The sequence below is a fragment of the Candidatus Binatia bacterium genome, assembly GCA_036493895.1.
GTDB lineage: Bacteria > Desulfobacterota > Binatia > UBA1149 > CAITLU01 > DATNBU01.
Window position 1 is genome coordinate 16,117 of the sequence record DASXOZ010000075.1, and the last position, 16,119, is coordinate 32,235.

Consider the following 16,119-nt stretch of genomic DNA (forward strand, 5'->3'; position numbering starts at 1 on the left):
GGAGGACCATGGCAACCGTCCAGACCGTACTCGGCCCAATCGATTCCGCCGACCTCGGCGCGACGATGTCCCACGTTCACCTGACCCTCGACATCTCGTGCTGGTACATGCCGCCCCAGGACGAAGCGGTGCGCCGCCGCTTCGAAGGCGACTTCTCGCTCGAGCATCTCGGTGCAATCCGCCGCAACGGCCTCGCGTTCCAGAAGAACCTCCGCCAGGACGACGTGGATCTGACCATTCGCGAAGTCGCCGAGTTCAAGCGCTGCGGCGGCGGGACCATCATCGACATGGACCTCGACGGCATCGGCCGCAACGTCGATGCGATGAAGCGCATCTCGCGCGAGACAGGGCTTCACGTCGTCGCTTCGACCGGCTGGTATATCCAGGGCGCGCATCCTTCGTGGCTCGCCGACAAGAGCATCGAGGAAATGGCCGACATCATGACGCGCGAGGTGCTCGAAGGCATCGGCACGACGGGAGTGCGCGCAGGCAACATCGGCGAGATCGGCCTCAGCGGCTATCCCGCCGATCCGTTCCAGCCGCACGAAGAGAAAGTGCTGCGCGCTGCCGCCCGCGCGCAAAAGGCGACCGGCGCGTCACTGACGATCCATCCCAATGCCCACCTTACGATCTACGGCGAGACACCCGTCGACCATTTCCCCACCTACATCGACATCCTCGAAAAAGAAGGTGCCGACCTTGCGAAGGTCTATCCGTCGCATCTCGGCCTTTTTCCCGTCTCGACAGCGAAGAAGCTGCTCGAGCGCGGAGTCGGATTCATCTCGTACGACCACTTCGGCCACGAGGAATTCTGCGAAGCGCTCGGCCCGGGACGCGGCTTCACGCCTGATCGGATCGAAGTCGAGACCGTGATGGAACTGCTCGCGTGCGGCTATGCGAACCGCATCCTGCTCGGCGCCGAAGTGGGCTGGAAAACCTGCTACAAGGCCAACGGCGGCTGGGGCTACAGCCATGTGCTCGAGCACATCGTGCCGTGGCTGCGTGCCTGCGGAGCCACCGAGAAGCAAGTGCACACGATGATGGTGGACAACCCGCGCCGGCTGCACGGCATCGGGCGCTGAGGTTCCTCGCCCGCGCTGCACAGCGGGCGAAAAGCCGACTCGCTTCCGGCCTTGAATCTGTTGCCGCCCCCGCGCTCGTGGTGGCCGGAGATCAGTACAGCTTGGTTACGCTGCACCCGGTCGGCGACTGCTGCAGGCACTGGTCGCACAGCGTGCACTCATCGACGTTGTCTTCGACGACGCGCACCGTGTTCGGCTCGCTGCCGAGCGCATAGATCTTGACGGGGCAGACTTCGACGAGCTTGGCAGCAAGCCCGGGAGTCTTCGCGATGACCGTATTGTCGGCCTTTACATCGATGAACATCGCCATCTTCGTTCTCCGGCTGCTCAGGCTGCCTTCAGGCGCTCTTTGACGAGCTTCGGAATGTCGCCGACTTCGTCGGCCACCGAGATGCCGGCGGCACGCATCGCGCGGATCTTCTCGGCCGGCGAGTCTTCCTTGCGATTCACGACGGTGCCGGCGTGGCCGAAGCTCATGCCGGGCATGTTGTCCATGAAGCGGCCCGAGACGAACGCGATGACCGGCAGCCGGCTGTTGTTGTCCTTGACCCACTTGGCGAGCTCGGCTTCGGCCGAACCGCCCGGCTCCGAGTAGATGACGACCGCATGCGTGTCGGCATCGGCTTCGTAGAACGGCATCAGGTCGGCGTAAGTCGAGCCGATCACGGGGTCGCCGCCGATCGAGATCGCGGTGCTCTGGCCGAGGCCCGCCGTAGTGAGCGCGTTGCAGATCTCGGTCGTCATGCCGCCGGAGCGCGACATCACGCCGACATGGCCCGGGCGAAACGCCTTTCGGCAGTCGACGGCAGGTCCGCCGAGGCTTCCGACGCGCGTGACCTCGGGAATCATGATGCCGAGGCAGTTGGGACCGATCACGCGCGCGCCGTGCATGGTGGCGTACTCGATGACCTGCGTGGCGTCACGGCGCTGGATGCCTTCGGTGATGATGATGATCAGCTTGATGCCGGCATCGATGGCTTCGTAACAGGCGTCGGGCGCTGCACCGAGCGGCACGGTGACGACGGATGCATCGACGTGGCGCGTGGCCGTGAGCTCGCGCACCGTGTCGAAGACCGGCACGCCGTAGACCTCGCGGCCGCCGCGGCCCGGTGTCACGCCGCCGACGATCTTCGAGCCGTACTCCAGGCACTCGCGCGTGAAGTTGAGCGCCTCACGGCCGGTGATACCCTGGATGATGAACGTGGAATCCTTGTGGACGAGCACTCCCATCTTCGTTCCCCTGCCCTTCAGGCCTTGGCCTTCTCGACCGCACGGCGCGCGGCCTCGGACAGCGAAACCGTCCGGTCGCAGTACTCGACCCCGTACTTGTCGAGGATCTTGAAGGCATCGGCTTCCCACGCGCCGGGCACGCGGAAGATCGTGATCGTCTCCTTCGGATCCATGCCGAGCTCGAGGATGCCCTTGATGACGCCGCGCGCGACGAGGTCGGCGCGGGTGTTGGAGACGACGTTGGAGATCACGCAGATCTTGCGAACACCGGGCTTCTGCAGCACCAGCTTCGTCAGCCCCTTGGCCTTGCTGACGCTCGGGTTGCCGCCGATGGCCGCGTAGTTGGCGGGCTTGCCGCCGTGGCGCAGGATGGCGTCGAAGGTGGTGATCGAGCCGCCGCCGGCGCCGATCACCAGGCCCATGTCGCCGTCGAATTCGGCGATCGGCGAAATGATGCCGCGCGGGTCTTCGTCGTCGATGCGCGTTGCCTCCAGCTCGAAAGGAGTCGGCGGGCGGGTGCCGCGTGCATCGGGATCGGTGATCGCCAGCTCGGTCAGGAAAGGCTTCTGGCGCTCGAAACCTTCGGCCTCCATGTCGAGGTGGGCGTCGAGCGCGTAGAACTTGCCGTCGGCCGTGCGGCCGAGCGCGTTGATCTCGGTGAACGTGAGATCGTAGCGCATCAGCACGTCGCAGAGCGCGGTCAGGATCGGCGTTACCCTGTTCAGGTCGGAGCCGCCGAGGCCGAGGTCGCGAAGGACTTCCTTGGCGCGGTACGGCGAGATCGGTGCGAGCGACGAGAAGTGGCGACGCTTGACGTGCGCCGGCTGGCTCGAGGCGAGGTCGTCGATGTCGTGGCCGCCCATGTCGGCCACCGTCATGACCGGCAGCTTGGCAGCGCCGTCGTAAGTGGTGTGGAGGCAGTATTCCTTGACCGTCTCGATCTTCTTTTCGACGAGCACGCGCTCGGTCGTATCGAAGCCGATCTTCCTGCCGAGCAGCTTGCTGGCGGCCTTGGCGGCGTCGGCGGGCGTGGCGGCGACTTCGACTGCGCCGGCCTTGCTGCGACGGCGCGAGAAGACCTGGGCCTTGACGTAGACGGGGCAGCCCAGCTCGGCAGCAAGTTTTTCGGCCTCGGCGGCCGCGGCGGCAGTGCCGCCCGGCGGCACCGGAATGCCGTGCCTGGCAAGGACGCGCTTGGCCTCGAACTCATAGAAACGCATCGAGATCTTCTCCTTCGAAGCCGGCCGCGCAGACGCGCAGCCGGCCGCACGGCCGCTCGGAATCGGCCGGAACCGGGGCTCTATATACGGATTTTCCGGTGTCGCAAGAATGGGGACAGTCCCCATGCCTATGTGTAATGGGGTCAGACCCCATTACATTTACGCATGGGCACTGTCCCCGATTCCCCGGATTCAGAAGCCGTAGGCAGTCTTGAGGGCGGCGTCCTTGTTCGCGAGCATCCGCGCCAGCTCGACCATGACCTTGCACTGCTTGTACGTCGCGTCGTCCTGCATCTTGCCGTCGATCATCACGGCTCCCGCGCCGTCGCCCATCGCTTCGATCACCTTCTTGGCCCATAGCACTTCATCGACGGGAGGGCTGAAGACCTTCTTGGCGATGTCGATCTGCGCCGGATGCAGCGACCATGCGCCGACGCATCCCATCAGGAACGCATTGCGGAACTGGTCCTCGCAGGCGACGACGTCCTTGATGTCGCCGAACGGCCCGTAGTACGGCAGGATCCCGTTGGATGCGCAGGCATCGACCATGCGCGCCATCGTGTAGTGCCACAGGTCCTGCTGGGCCGTCAGGCGCGGCGCGTCGGGATTGGCCGGATCGGGATCGGTGCGCACGATGTAGCCCGGATGGCCGCCGCCGACGCGCGTCGTCTTCATGCGGCGCGAAGCCGCGAGATCGGCCGGCCCGAGCGACAGGCCCTGCATGCGAGGGCTTGCTGCGCAGATCTGCTCGACGTTGGCGACACCGGTCGCCGTTTCCAGGATTGCGTGCACGAGCAGCGGGCGCTTGATGCCGGCGCGTGCCTCGAGCTGGGCAAGAAGCTGGTCGACGTAGTGAATGTCCCACGCGCCTTCGACCTTGGGCACCATGATGACGTCGAGCTTGTCGCCGATCTCGCTGACCAGCTCGACGAGGTCGTCGAGCACCCACGGAGAATCCAGGCTGTTGACGCGCGTCCACAGCTGGGTGTCGCCGAAGTCGGTCTTGTTCGCGATGTCGATCAGCCCGCGGCGCGCGGCCACCTTGTTGGCGGTCGGAATGGCGTCCTCGAGGTTGCCGAGCAGCACGTCCACCTGCTTTGCAATGTCGGGCACCTTGGCCGCCATCTTCGGGTTGCTGGCATCGAAGAAATGAATCATTCGCGACGGCCGCACCGGGATTTCGCGCACAGGCGCGGGGGCACCGATGGCCAGGGGTCGGAAGAATGCTTTGGCGCTGCGCATGAAGGCTCCTTTCGCAAAAGTCCCGGAAGTCCGCGGCGCATATACGCGATCCGATATGGGGAGTCGACGAGACCGTTGCGCACAGACGAGCCCCCGGACCGCCGGCCGCACGTGCTCGCGCGACCCTCGCGTCTGCCGCCCGCATTGCCTAAGGAAAGCGCCATGAAAGGGACCGACCGTCGAAGCCGGGTTCCCGCCTGGATCGCCGCAGCCGTAGTTGCGCTCGCCCTTGCCGGTTGCGCCAAGCCGCCGCCGCTGGTTACGCGGCCGGCCTCGCCTCCGGCATCCGTCGTGTTCGAGCATCCGTCCGTGTTCGACGTCACGACGGGAACGCAGACGGCCGACCAGGACGTGCTCGTCACCGGCACGACCATCACCGCGATCGGAGCCAGCGGGAGCCTGGCGGTTCCTGCGGGAAGCCAGCACGTCGACGGTCGCGGCGCGACGCTGGTGCCCGGCCTCGTCGACAGCCACGGCCACGTCGCGAACAGTCCTGCACCGCCGTGGCTGCGCGAGTTTCCCGACGCCGATCGCAATCTTCAGTCGTTTCTCTACTGCGGCGTCACGACCGTGCTCGATCCTGCGGATCTCGAGCCGGACGCGTTCCAGCGCCGCGAAGGCGTCGCTTCGGGAAAACTTCTCGGCCCGACGATCTTCGCGGCCGGCCCGATGCTCACTGCCGTCGGCGGACATCCGATTCCCGTCGTCGACGCGATCGCGCCGTGGTGGTTGCGCTGGTACGTGAAGCGACACGCGGTGCGACCGCTGGCTTCCACCGACGACGTTCGCAAGGCGATTGACGAGCTTGCGGCCGACCGCGCCGACTTCGTCAAGCTCGCGATCGATGCGATTCCCGACGGGGCGCCGGAGCTGGCCGCTCCTCTTGCAGCCGCCGTCGTGCGCATGGCCCATGAGAAAGGCCTTCGCGTCGTCGCGCACGTCGGCAGCCTCGCCGACGCGCTCGAGGCCGGCAATGCCGGCGTCGATGCCTTCATGCACATGGTCTACCGCGAGCCGCTCGACGAGGAATCGGCGGCCAAGATCGCCGCGTTCGGCAAGCCGGTCGTGCCGACGATGGGAGTCTTCGAGAGCTATGCGCTGACCGGCACCCCGCGCGTGCCGACCCCTCTCGAGCGCGAAACGGCCGATGCACGGATACTCGCGTCTTTCGACAAGATTCCGCCCGGCGCGATCTCTCCGGAGTTCGAGAAATACTTCGGCGAGCTGAAGCAGAACCGCCAGGCGTGGCGCAAAAACGTGCTTCTGATGCACCAGAAGGGCATCACGCTGCTGGCGGGCAGCGATGCCCAGTCCGGAGTCTTTCCCGGCCCCGGGCTGCACCGCGAGCTTGCGCTGCTGGTCGAAGGCGGCCTGACTGCCGCCGAGGCACTGCGCGCCGCCACGTGGGATCCGGCCCGCTTCATCGAAAAGACCGAGGATCCGTCCTTCGGCCGCGTCGCCGTGGGCAAGAAAGCCGACCTCCTGCTCGTGGACGGCGATCCGGGCCGCGACGTCGCAGCGCTCTCGAAGATCCGCGCCGTCATGAAAAGCGGCGTCGTGATCGAACGCCATGCGGTCGCCGGCAACTGAGCTTCGCCGGGCGCCGCTCCGCATCGCGCCGCGTTGAAGCGATCGCGAGCCACCGCTAGGTTCCGCGATCTTCACGCGATCTTTGCGCCAGCTTCGCGCTATTTTGGCGCTATCCTGGCGCTATCTTAGTTGGAAGAGGAACCCAGCAATGGCCCGCATCAACGACAACTATCTCAAGCTCGCCGCCGGTTACCTGTTCCCCGAGATCGGCCGGCGGGTGCGCACTTTTCAGGACGCCAATCCCACGGCCCCGATCATCCGCCTCGGCATCGGCGACGTCGTGCTGCCGCTGCCGAAGTCGATCTGCGACGCGATGCACGCCGCAGTCGACGAAATGCAGACCACCTCCGGTTTTCGCGGTTACGGTCCCGAGCAGGGCTACGACTTCCTGCGCGAGGCGATCGCCGAGAACGAATTTCGCAGTCGCGGCGCCGCGATCGATGCCGATGAGATCTTCATCTCCGACGGCTCCAAGTGCGACAGCGGCAACATCCAGGAAATTTTCGCGGCCGATGCGAGGATTGCGGTCACCGATCCGGTTTATCCGGTTTACGTCGACACGAACGTGATGGCGGGCCGCACCGGCAAGGCCGATGCAAGCGGGCGCTATGAGGGCCTCGTCTATCTTCCGTGTACGGCCGACAACGGCTTCCTGCCCGAGCCGCCCAAGCAGAAGGTCGATCTCGTCTATCTCTGCTTTCCGAACAACCCGACCGGCGCCGTCGCGCGGCGCGCCGACCTCGAACGCTGGGTCGAATGGGCACGCAGCAATGATGCGATCCTGCTCTTCGACGCTGCCTACGAGGCATTCATCACCGGATCGGACTTCCCGCATTCGATCTATGAGATCGACGGTGCGCGCGAGGTTGCCATCGAGTTCCGAAGTTATTCGAAGACCGCGGGCTTCACCGGAACTCGCTGCGCATTCGTCGTCGTGCCGAGGACGCTGGCGGGAGTCGCCGCCGACGGAAGCCGCGTCGACCTGCATCGCCTGTGGAACCGGCGTCACACGACAAAGTTCAACGGCGTGTCGTACCCGATCCAGCGCGGCGCGGCCGCAGTCTACAGCGACGCCGGCCGTCGCGAGGTGCGCGCGAACATCGACTACTACATGGCCAACGCGCGGGTGATCCGCGAAGGCCTCGGCGCGGCCGGGCTCGATTGCTACGGCGGCGTCAACGCGCCGTACGTCTGGGTGAGAACGCCGCGCGGAATAGGGTCGTGGGAGTTCTTCGACCTTCTGCTCACGCGTGCGCACGTGGTCGGGACGCCCGGCGCCGGGTTCGGAGCCTGCGGCGAAGGGTACTTCCGGTTGTCGGCGTTCGGACTTGCCGACCAGGTTCGCGAAGCCGTCGAGCGAGTGAGGCGAGCGGTCGCCTAGACGCCAGTCGGTCGCATAGACGCCAGTCGATCGGATAGACGCCCGCCCGCTCAGTGGGTGAAGCCTTCGTCGATTGCCGGTGCCCCGAGCGATGCGCGCTGACCGCCGTCGGCGATGAGACACGTCCCGGTTACGAAGGACGCATCGTCGCTGACGAGAAACAGCGCAGCGCGCGCGATTTCCGCGGGCTGGCCAAAACGGCCGAGCGGGATCAGCCGATCCATCGCGCGACGCGAAGCCTCGGTCGGAAATGCCGCCAGCGTTCCCGGCGTCGCGATGCAACCGGGAGCGAGCGAATTGACGCGTACGTTGCCGGCGGCCCCTTCGATGGCAGCAACCCTCGTGAAACTTTCGAGCGCAGCCTTGGCGGAGCTGTAGCCGGCCAGCGCCGCAAGCGCAGCGTGCCCCGCTGTCGAAGAAATGTTCAGAATGGCCCCCCCGCCGGCCGCGGCCATCAGCGGCAGTGCGGCGCGCGTCGCGAAGAACACCGCGTCGAGCGCAACGCTGAAGCTGTCCTTCCACGCGGCGGTCGTCATCGACTCGATCGGCGATGCACTCATGCGAAACGCGTTGTTGACCAGGATGTCGAGGCGGCCTCGTGCGGCGACGTCGCGAATCAGCGCCGTCAGCGCCGCTTCGTCGGTGACGTCGCAGACGCGACTCTCCGTGCTGCCGCCCGCCGCGCGGATCTCCGCACCCGTCTCCAGCAGCGGCCCTTCGCGATCGCCGCAGACGACGACGTGCGCGCCTTCGCCGGCGAACAGTTTTGCCATCGCCGCGCCGATTCCGCTGCCGGAACCGGTGATGAGTGCGGTTTTTCCGTCGAGCCTTCCCATGCAACCTCGCAGTGGCGGCGCCGAGAGCACGGGCGCCGCCGGCCGGCGAGACTGTGCGCGGGACGGCTGCGACGCAAGCGGCCAGGTTTTTCACACGCGGGGCCGTCTGCTCTGATTGGCGGCACCGATCTGCAGCTTACCAGGAGGTCCCCGCATGATCCGCATCGTCACCCGTCTCTGCGTCGCACCGAAAAACCGGCGCAGGGTGGCCGAGAACGCCGTCGAGCTGGTGCGCCTGTTCGAGAAGCACGGGCTTCGCAGCGAAGGCGTGTTCGAGAACTTCACCGAGAGCGAGATCGTGCACCTGTGGTCGGCGGCCGACATGGCGGCCTACGACGCCGCGACGGTCAGCCTTCGCGGAGATCCGGAATTCCTCGCGTTCGCGGCAGCCGCCGCCGAGCCGATCGTCAGCGAGCGCAAGGAATACTGGCGCGCAATCTCAATGACGCGGGGATGACTCGCGTGTAATGGGGTCAGGCACCACAGGAATAGGGTCAGGCACCAGCCGAATGGGGTCAGGCACTATTCCTCTGGTGCCTGACCCCATTACAGATGGCGCATGTTCCCAGCTACCAGCGGTTCCAGTGGACGACGTCGGCAAGGGGGCGGCGCCGTACCGGGCCGAATGGTTTTTCGGGCCAGCCGAGCGGAATTGTCACCGCGATATGCGCGTCTTCCGGCAGCGCCAGCAGGTTTCGGACCGCCTTCTCGCACGTCATGTGCCAGGTGGTGAACGTGGCTCCGAGCCCGACGCCCCTTGCCGCCAGCAGCAGGTTCTGGGCGGCCGGGTAGACGGCGGCCCCGATCCAGTCCTTGCTCGGCGCCGCCGGCGGATAGACGGGGCGGCCGCAGACGAGGATCCACACAGGGACGTCGCCAGCGTGCTCGACGAGGTGATGGGCCGAGGCCAGAAGCCGCCGCCGCGCGGGATCTCCGTCGGTCGGCACCGGTGGAAGCAGGGGCCTCACCCCATCGCTCAGCATGGTGCCCAAGCGGTGCCGGACAGGGTCCTCGCGCACGACGACGAAATCCCACCCCTGGCTGTTCCCGGGGCTCGGCGCGCAGGTCGCAGCCTCGAGCACGGTAGCCAGCAACTGGTCGGGGATCGGGTCGGGCCGCAGGTGGCGCATCGCCCGACAGGTGCGTATTGCTTCGAGAACATCCACTGGTTGCTCCGCCGGGCGGCGTCGAATAATGAATCCGGACACAGACTGCGGCAACTGCCTCGCCATGGCCGCCGGACTGCGCAACGTACTTCCGATGCGCGGCACCGCGCCCCCTCACCGATGCAGTACCCGGCCGCCGGCAGCATCGACCCAACAGGAGATCTCATGAAGAAGACCGTTTTGGTTGCCGCCCTATGTTCGCTGTCTTTCGCTGCGTGCTTCGGCAGCGCTCCCGCCCTGAAGGCGCCGAAGATCACCGAAGCCCGCGCAACCATGGCCAAGATCGGAGGCCGCCCGCTGCCCGTCTTCGAGTTCAGCGCCAAGGTCGAGGACCAGGAAAACAAGATCGTCGCGGCCCGGGCCTTCGTCTCGACGACCGGCGCTCTCTACAAGCAGGGCGAGAAGGGTTACGAGCTCGTCGAGCCGAAGCCGCTGGAGGCCGAGTACGTCGCCAACGTCAGCCAGGTGCGTGCGACAGTCGACCCCGCCAAGGAAGAGGCGCTCGCCACTCACCTGAACGAAGACAGCTCCACCGTCGCGTTCCAGATCGAAGTCGACTGGACGGCGCCGGACAGCACCGAGAAGCACTCCACGCGCTCGATGGTCTTCGAGAGTGACCACGACACGATCGCAACGGCCGGCGAGGCCAAAGAGATCAAGTAGACATCGGCGTTGCGCCCGGCCAGCCGCGGCCGGGCGCAGCCACCCTTCCGGGGCAGCCTTTCGGGCGGCCCCTGCCCTTTCCGTCGGCACACCGCTAAGATGCCCCCCGGGGGTTCGGAGGGGAGCCTTGTCCAAGGACGCCAAGCCATACGTCGTGCTGATGGCCGACGACGACGAGGATGATCGCCTGCTGGCACGCGACGCCTTCGACGACTGCGGCGTGGACGTCGATCTTCGTTTCGTCGAGGACGGAGTCGAGCTGCTCGACTACCTGCACGCGCACGGACCCTGGACCGACTCTCCGCGCCCTTCGCTGATCATCCTCGATCTGAACATGCCCCGGAAGGACGGTCGCGAAGCGCTGGCGGCGATCAAGGAAAATCCTTCGCTCCGCCGCATCCCCGTCGTGGTCCTGACCACGTCGAAAGCCGAGGAGGACGTGCTGCGTAGCTACGATCTCGGCGTCAGCTCCTTCATCAGCAAGCCGGTCAGCTACGCGTCGCTGCTCGCGCTCGTACGCACGCTGTCGCACTACTGGTTCGAGACGGTGCGCCTGCCCGGGCACGCCCCCGCCAAATAGGAACGTTCAGGCTGCGGTAGTCACTGCGTCGGCCTCGGCCGGAAGCAGGATCGTGAACGACGCACCGTGGCCGGGGCTGCTCTCGGCCGTGATGCTGCCCTTGTGGCGCTCGACGATGCGCCGGACGATCGCAAGTCCGATGCCCGAGCCGCCGAACTCGCTGCGGCCGTGCAGTCGCTGGAACGGCGCGAAAATCCGCTCGGCGTGCTGCTGCTCGAAGCCGATCCCGTTGTCCTTGACGGTAATGCGCCAGCCCGGCGCGCCCGCGCACTGGGCCGGCTCGCTGCGAATGGTCACGTGGGGAACGGCTGCCTTGTCCTGGAACTTCATCGCGTTGGCGATGAGGTTCTGGAAGACCTGCCGCATCTGCGTCGGGTCGGCGTGCACCACCGGCATCGCACCGACGTCGACCATTGCGCCCTTGCTCTCGATCAGCACTTCGAGGTCGCCGAGCACCTCGCGGATCACTTCGCTCGCGTCCACCGGTACGAACGGCCGCGCGCGGGTGACGACGCGCGAGAACTCGAGCAGATCGTCGATCAGCGTCTGCATGCGGCCGGCGGCATTCATCATCCGCTCGATGTAGTCGTTGCCCTGATCGCCGAGCTGACCCCCAAAGCGCGAGCGGAGGCGATCGCCGAAGACGACGATCTTGCGCAGCGGCTCCTGCAGGTCGTGCGAGGCCACCGACGCGAACTGCTGCAGCTCGCGGTTGCTCGATTCGAGCTGTGCCGCGACGCGCTCGAGCTGTTCCTGGGCGAGCTTGCGCGCGCGGATCTCGTTCTCGAGAAGCGTGTTGTCGCGCTCGAGACGGCGGCTGCGATTGCGCTCGATCGCGTAGCGCATCGAGCGCACCAGCGACTGGCCGTCGGCCTTGCCCTTGACCAGGTAGTCCTGGGCTCCTTCGTTGAGTGCCCGCACCGCGAGCCTCTCGTCGTCGTTGCCCGTCAGCACGACCACGGCAACCTCGGGGTCGGTCTCGTGGATCTTCTCGAAAGTCTCGAAGCCGCGGCTGTCGGGCAGCGAAAGGTCGGAAAGGACCACGTGGAAAGGAGCCGAAATCAGCGAGCGGCGGGCAGCTTCGAGCGTGCCCACACGGGAGATCGCGAATTGTCCCGGGGCGGTCTTGGTCAGGGCCCGCTGGAGCAGAAAGGCGTCGTCCTCGTCGTCCTCGACGAGCAGAATTCGAATCGGTTCCTGGGTCACGACGACACCCGCGAGCGAGGCGGAAGACTAGCCTTGCCGGGGGAGTCGCGCCACCACTGTCTGGGCGCTGCCATCGAGCCGCCTCGCTAGCCGCGTCGCTTGCCTGACCGACCGGAGTCCAGTTCCGCTCCGATGGCTATGGGGCCGCCGGCTTCGGCGGATCTGCTGCCGCGGGTGCATCGTTGGCCGCTCCGCTGGCAGCGCCGCCCTGCGCTGGCAGAACGGCCGGCGCTTCGTGCGCCTCGGCCTTCGCGCCCTTTTCCCTGGCAGGTTTGCCGGGTGCCGATGGAGGCACGGCGGCCGGCGACGTCGCTGCGGCGGCCTGCTCGGCCGCGTTGACAGCCGAGAAATCGCCCTTCAGCTCGGCAGCCGTCGGCGGATGGCAATGGCCCTGGACCGTGTAGAGCATCTCGCGGCACGTGTCGTAGTTGCGGCCTGCGCACATTCTCTGCGCCCAGGTCTCCCCGGCGAGCTGCGCCATCGCATCCGGTACCGCGTCGCAGAAGTGCTCGGTCTTCTTCGATTTGGCCATGCACGCGCGGGCGAAGACGCGAGCCCAGTACTTGCACCGGTCGTCGCGGCAGCGGTCCTGGCGCCCGTGTCCTTCGAGCAGGCAACCGGACTCGTCGCTGTCCTGCGCAAACTCGAATGCCTCTTGTACCTGGCTCTTCGCGTAGGCGTCGAGGCCGTCGAAGTTGACGATCGGCTTGGCCGTTTCGGGATACACTTTGGGGCCGGCGTTCCTGCGATGCTCACTGTCGAGGATGTTGAAATCGGCGAAGACTCCCGCCTGGCCGCCGTCGTTCTTGGCTTCCTTGACGTCGGGCTTGGCGATGTCCATGTGGATCGGCTTCTTGAACAGGATCTTCGTCAGCCACACGACGTCGGTCTGCGCGAATCCCGTTGCGATCGCGCCCATCCAGACCGCCACACCGACCACGACGGCGCCGACGCACGAGCACGCGACGACGAACTGCATCATTCGCGGGTTGATGCGCGTGCGCCAGTCAGCGCCCGGGCTGAATCCCTGTTTGAACGCCTGGATCGACAGCGCACCGAAATAGCCGTTGAGGATGAGGAACAGCGCAACCGGCGCCAGCGCCATGCGCAGGTACGTCAGGATGTGATCGCTCGCGCTGCCGTGGTCCAGCATCTCGGGAAGGTGGTACGCGAGCATCACCAGGTCACCGACCACGAGGGCGGCCGAGCCGAGCATCGGCCCGGGCGTTCGCGAAACGGCAAGGGCGGCCAGCAGGATGCCGGCAAAGCCTGCAGCGATATCCCAGAAAGCCGGAGCGACGTTGGCGATGCCGGCCATGTCGATGGTGCCGAAGATGAAAATCAGCACCGACCAGACTGCGACGACGCGGATGCCGAGCGTGCTGCGCTCCTTGGCCTCCGCGTAGACCTTGGCAACACCGCTGCGCAGGTCGTGGGCCTGCCAGCCTTCCTCCATCATTTCCTGCTGGTTGTCGTTGGCCATACGGCTCAGCGTTCCAGCAGCGGCAGCCGCTCGGCCTTGGCGAACTGCTCGCGAAGGCGCGCATAGTCGGCGTCGGTCATCGCGCGAAACGCCGAGTCTCCGCGCGCGCGCAGGAACAGAGGATCCTGCACCCTGGCAGGCTGGAAATGCACGGCCTTGAGATTACGCACGAGGATCTTCTGGGTTCCGGTGTAGTCGAAGTCGCCGACGATACGCACGTAGTCGGGGAACCATTTCCGGTCCATGCCGCCGTTTACCACCTGGCGCTCGCAGAAATCGAAGAACCCGGCGGGGTCGAAACGGGCGCCCTCCCGCATCTTGAGCGCGACCATCACGTGCTCGTCCGAGATGGCGCACGGCACTCCGAAGGCAGCAGCGAGCGCAACGTCGGGATGCTCCTGCAGCAGGCGCGCGACCTGCAGCGCCGAGAAGTTCTCGCCGTCCTTGCGGATCCAGTCGTCGGTACGGCCGTCGAAAAACAGGTAGCGCTTGTCGTCGCGCAGCAGGACGTGGCCGAGATCGCCGGAATGGTAGACGCCGTCACGGTACTTCTGCGTGTTGGCCGACGCGTTGTCGAAGTAGCCCTGGAAAAGCGCCGTATCCTCGGCGATGCGGCAGATCTCTCCCACCGCTTCGTCGTAGTTGAGGATGAGTCCGTCGGCGGAGATGTTCGCAGGAGGACATTCCCTGCCGGCCGGATCGAGAATCCTCACCGCAGGATCGTGCACCTCTCCGACGCTTCCGCGAGGGTCGCCCCTTAGCCGGTACGTCGAGATGGCCGCCTCGGTCGAGCCGTACAACTCGTACATGTCGTCGAGGCCGAGCCAGTCGATGAAGCGGTCGATGTCCGGCGGCGAAGCGCCGTTGCCGATCGCGTAACGAAGGCGGTTGGACGGATGGTTGGTCACCTCGGCGCGGAGCCTGCCCAGGTCGCCGCCATACTGCTTCTCGAGGGCCTGCAGAACGTAGTGCACAGGCTCGCCAACGTAGTTCCAGTACGTCACGCCGTGGCGCAGCACATCGGGCACGAAGCCCGAGGCCGAGAAACGCTCGCGCATCGCCAGGCTGGCTCCGACCCAGAAGCACGGCATGAAGCCGATGAACATCGAGTTGGAATGGAACAGCGGCATGCACGTGTAGCCGCAGGAGTCGCGGCCGAGCTCGAGGCGGGACGACACGCCTATGCCGGTCGCGCAAAGCTTGAAGTGGTTGTTGATGATGCCCTTGGGCAGTCCCGTCGTTCCCGAAGTGTAGATGATCATCAGGCCGGTGCCGGGATTCACGTCGGCTTCGGGATACGCAAGGCTCGTGCCCGACGAAGCGACTTCGGCCTCCATGCACGCGAGGTAGTTGGCACCGCGCGGAATCTCTCCGCCGCCGGTCGGCATGAACAGGATGTTCTCCGGCGCGACGTGCGCAAGATCGCCCCTTACCTTTTCGACTTCCTCGCGAAAACGCTCGTCGACGACGACGACCCCGGCGCGCGACTGGTTGAGCACACCCGCAAGCGTTGCTCCGCGAAGGCCCGTGTTGACGCCGAAAAGCGTAAGCCCGGCAATCCCGCAGCCGCCGTACAGTGAAAGCAGCTCGAGGTGGTTCTCGAGCAGCATCGCGACGTGGCCGGGCCGGGAATTACCGATGGAGCCGAGGCGCCCGAGCAGGAAATGGGCGTTGCGCGTCGCTTCGTCGCGGAACTGGCCGTACGTCCACGTACGGTCGTTCTGGCGCAGCAGAACGCGACCGTTCACCTCGCGGTGGTCGGCCCGTGCCTGGATCTGGTCGCGCAGAGTGTAGTTGGCCTCGAACTCGAAAGGCTGGTCAGACACCCGGATTCTTCCCCTCCGACAACGTCCCGCCTGCCCCGCAGCGCCGTCGCGTCCGGCGACGATACACGGCCGCTGGAGGCGGAGCCAGAGCGCCGGCGGCGTACTCTTTCTACCAGACTGCCAGCCTACCAGGCCTTCAGGCCTTGACGCTTTCAGGCTGTCCCGGCGGCTGGCGCCTCGTAGTCGGACGCGGTGCGCCGTGGAACCGGCAGGCGGAAGCGGAACGTCGCGCCCTCGCCCTTTCGCCCTTCGGCCGACACTGCTCCCCCGGGGCGGCGAATGATGCGGTCGACGGTGGCTAGGCCGATGCCCGAGCCTTCGAACTCGTCGCTCCTGTGCAGGCGCGAGAAAGGCCGGAACAGCTTGCCGGCAAGGCCCGGATCGAAACCGCTGCCGTCGTCGCGGACGAAATAGACGACCGAGTCGCCGGTCCTCTCTTCGACTCCGAACTCGATGCGCGCCGATTCCTTCTGGGCTGTGTACTTGAACGCGTTGCCGAGAAGATTCTGCACGACGAGACGAAGCAGGCCCGGATCCCCCCACGCGAGAAGTCCGTCCCCGATCGACCAGTCGACCTGGCGCTGCGGTGCCGCGGCGCGCAGGTCGTCGACAAC

At 66.3% G+C, this 16,119-nt stretch carries 16 protein-coding genes; 6 read left to right on the top strand and 10 right to left on the bottom strand.

Features of this window, described 5'->3' with window-relative positions:
- Positions 1 to 8: 8 nt before the first annotated feature.
- Positions 9 to 1,082 (top strand): hypothetical protein, encoded by a 1,074-nt coding sequence (locus VGK20_17990; GenBank protein HEY2775936.1) that lies wholly within the window; start codon positions 9 to 11, stop codon positions 1,080 to 1,082.
- 91 nt (positions 1,083 to 1,173) lie between these two features.
- Here VGK20_17990 and VGK20_17995 read toward each other — a convergent pair whose 3' ends face one another.
- The 4 genes from VGK20_17995 to VGK20_18010 all read right to left on the bottom strand — a co-directional run bounded on the left by VGK20_17995 (position 1,174) and on the right by VGK20_18010 (position 4,774).
- On the bottom strand, positions 1,174 to 1,392 hold the full coding sequence (locus VGK20_17995; GenBank protein HEY2775937.1) for a hypothetical protein: 219 nt from the start codon (positions 1,390 to 1,392) through the stop codon (positions 1,174 to 1,176).
- A gap of 17 nt (positions 1,393 to 1,409) precedes the next feature.
- Positions 1,410 to 2,312, bottom strand: a complete 903-nt coding sequence (locus VGK20_18000; protein HEY2775938.1) for a CoA-binding protein — start codon at positions 2,310 to 2,312, stop codon at positions 1,410 to 1,412.
- Positions 2,313 to 2,329: 17 nt separating this feature from the next.
- The gene (locus VGK20_18005; protein HEY2775939.1) at positions 2,330 to 3,532 is read right to left on the bottom strand and encodes an ATP-grasp domain-containing protein; all 1,203 of its coding nucleotides are present in this window, start codon (positions 3,530 to 3,532) and stop codon (positions 2,330 to 2,332) included.
- 192 nt (positions 3,533 to 3,724) lie between these two features.
- The gene (locus tag VGK20_18010; protein ID HEY2775940.1) at positions 3,725 to 4,774 is read right to left on the bottom strand and encodes a CoA ester lyase; all 1,050 of its coding nucleotides are present in this window, start codon (positions 4,772 to 4,774) and stop codon (positions 3,725 to 3,727) included.
- 162 nt (positions 4,775 to 4,936) lie between these two features.
- Here VGK20_18010 and VGK20_18015 point away from each other — a divergent pair, with 162 nt between their 5' ends.
- Positions 4,937 to 6,364: an amidohydrolase family protein gene (locus VGK20_18015; GenBank protein HEY2775941.1), complete on the top strand. Its 1,428-nt coding sequence runs from the start codon at positions 4,937 to 4,939 to the stop codon at positions 6,362 to 6,364.
- A gap of 148 nt (positions 6,365 to 6,512) precedes the next feature.
- Positions 6,513 to 7,745, top strand: coding sequence for an LL-diaminopimelate aminotransferase (locus VGK20_18020; protein ID HEY2775942.1), 1,233 nt, complete (start codon positions 6,513 to 6,515; stop codon positions 7,743 to 7,745).
- 50 nt (positions 7,746 to 7,795) lie between these two features.
- On the opposite strand, the gene VGK20_18025 is transcribed toward VGK20_18020, so the two are convergent.
- On the bottom strand, positions 7,796 to 8,581 hold the full coding sequence (locus VGK20_18025) for an SDR family NAD(P)-dependent oxidoreductase (protein HEY2775943.1): 786 nt from the start codon (positions 8,579 to 8,581) through the stop codon (positions 7,796 to 7,798).
- Positions 8,582 to 8,735: 154 nt separating this feature from the next.
- Between VGK20_18025 and VGK20_18030 the strand changes: the two genes are divergently transcribed.
- A complete protein-coding gene (locus tag VGK20_18030) occupies positions 8,736 to 9,038 on the top strand; it encodes a hypothetical protein (protein HEY2775944.1) in 303 nt (100 codons plus the stop codon).
- A gap of 112 nt (positions 9,039 to 9,150) precedes the next feature.
- Here VGK20_18030 and VGK20_18035 read toward each other — a convergent pair whose 3' ends face one another.
- Positions 9,151 to 9,747: a nitroreductase family protein gene (locus tag VGK20_18035; protein HEY2775945.1), complete on the bottom strand. Its 597-nt coding sequence runs from the start codon at positions 9,745 to 9,747 to the stop codon at positions 9,151 to 9,153.
- A 165-nt stretch (positions 9,748 to 9,912) separates the two neighbouring features.
- Here VGK20_18035 and VGK20_18040 point away from each other — a divergent pair, with 165 nt between their 5' ends.
- Together VGK20_18040 and VGK20_18045 are read left to right on the top strand one after the other, a co-directional pair.
- A complete protein-coding gene (locus VGK20_18040; protein HEY2775946.1) occupies positions 9,913 to 10,410 on the top strand; it encodes a hypothetical protein in 498 nt (165 codons plus the stop codon).
- A 127-nt stretch (positions 10,411 to 10,537) separates the two neighbouring features.
- Positions 10,538 to 10,990, top strand: a complete 453-nt coding sequence (locus tag VGK20_18045; GenBank protein HEY2775947.1) for a response regulator — start codon at positions 10,538 to 10,540, stop codon at positions 10,988 to 10,990.
- A 6-nt stretch (positions 10,991 to 10,996) separates the two neighbouring features.
- Here the strand turns inward: VGK20_18045 and VGK20_18050 are convergent, their stop codons facing one another.
- From VGK20_18050 to VGK20_18065, 4 genes are all read right to left on the bottom strand, one after another.
- On the bottom strand, positions 10,997 to 12,196 hold the full coding sequence (locus VGK20_18050; GenBank protein ID HEY2775948.1) for an ATP-binding protein: 1,200 nt from the start codon (positions 12,194 to 12,196) through the stop codon (positions 10,997 to 10,999).
- A 136-nt stretch (positions 12,197 to 12,332) separates the two neighbouring features.
- The gene (locus VGK20_18055; protein ID HEY2775949.1) at positions 12,333 to 13,679 is read right to left on the bottom strand and encodes a hypothetical protein; all 1,347 of its coding nucleotides are present in this window, start codon (positions 13,677 to 13,679) and stop codon (positions 12,333 to 12,335) included.
- Positions 13,680 to 13,684: 5 nt separating this feature from the next.
- Complete coding sequence (locus VGK20_18060; GenBank protein HEY2775950.1) at positions 13,685 to 15,505, bottom strand: AMP-binding protein; 1,821 nt, start codon at positions 15,503 to 15,505, stop codon at positions 13,685 to 13,687.
- Between the two features lie 152 nt (positions 15,506 to 15,657).
- Positions 15,658 to 16,119, bottom strand: a 462-nt coding sequence (locus VGK20_18065) for an ATP-binding protein (protein ID HEY2775951.1), incomplete at its 5' end; no start/stop codon positions are given.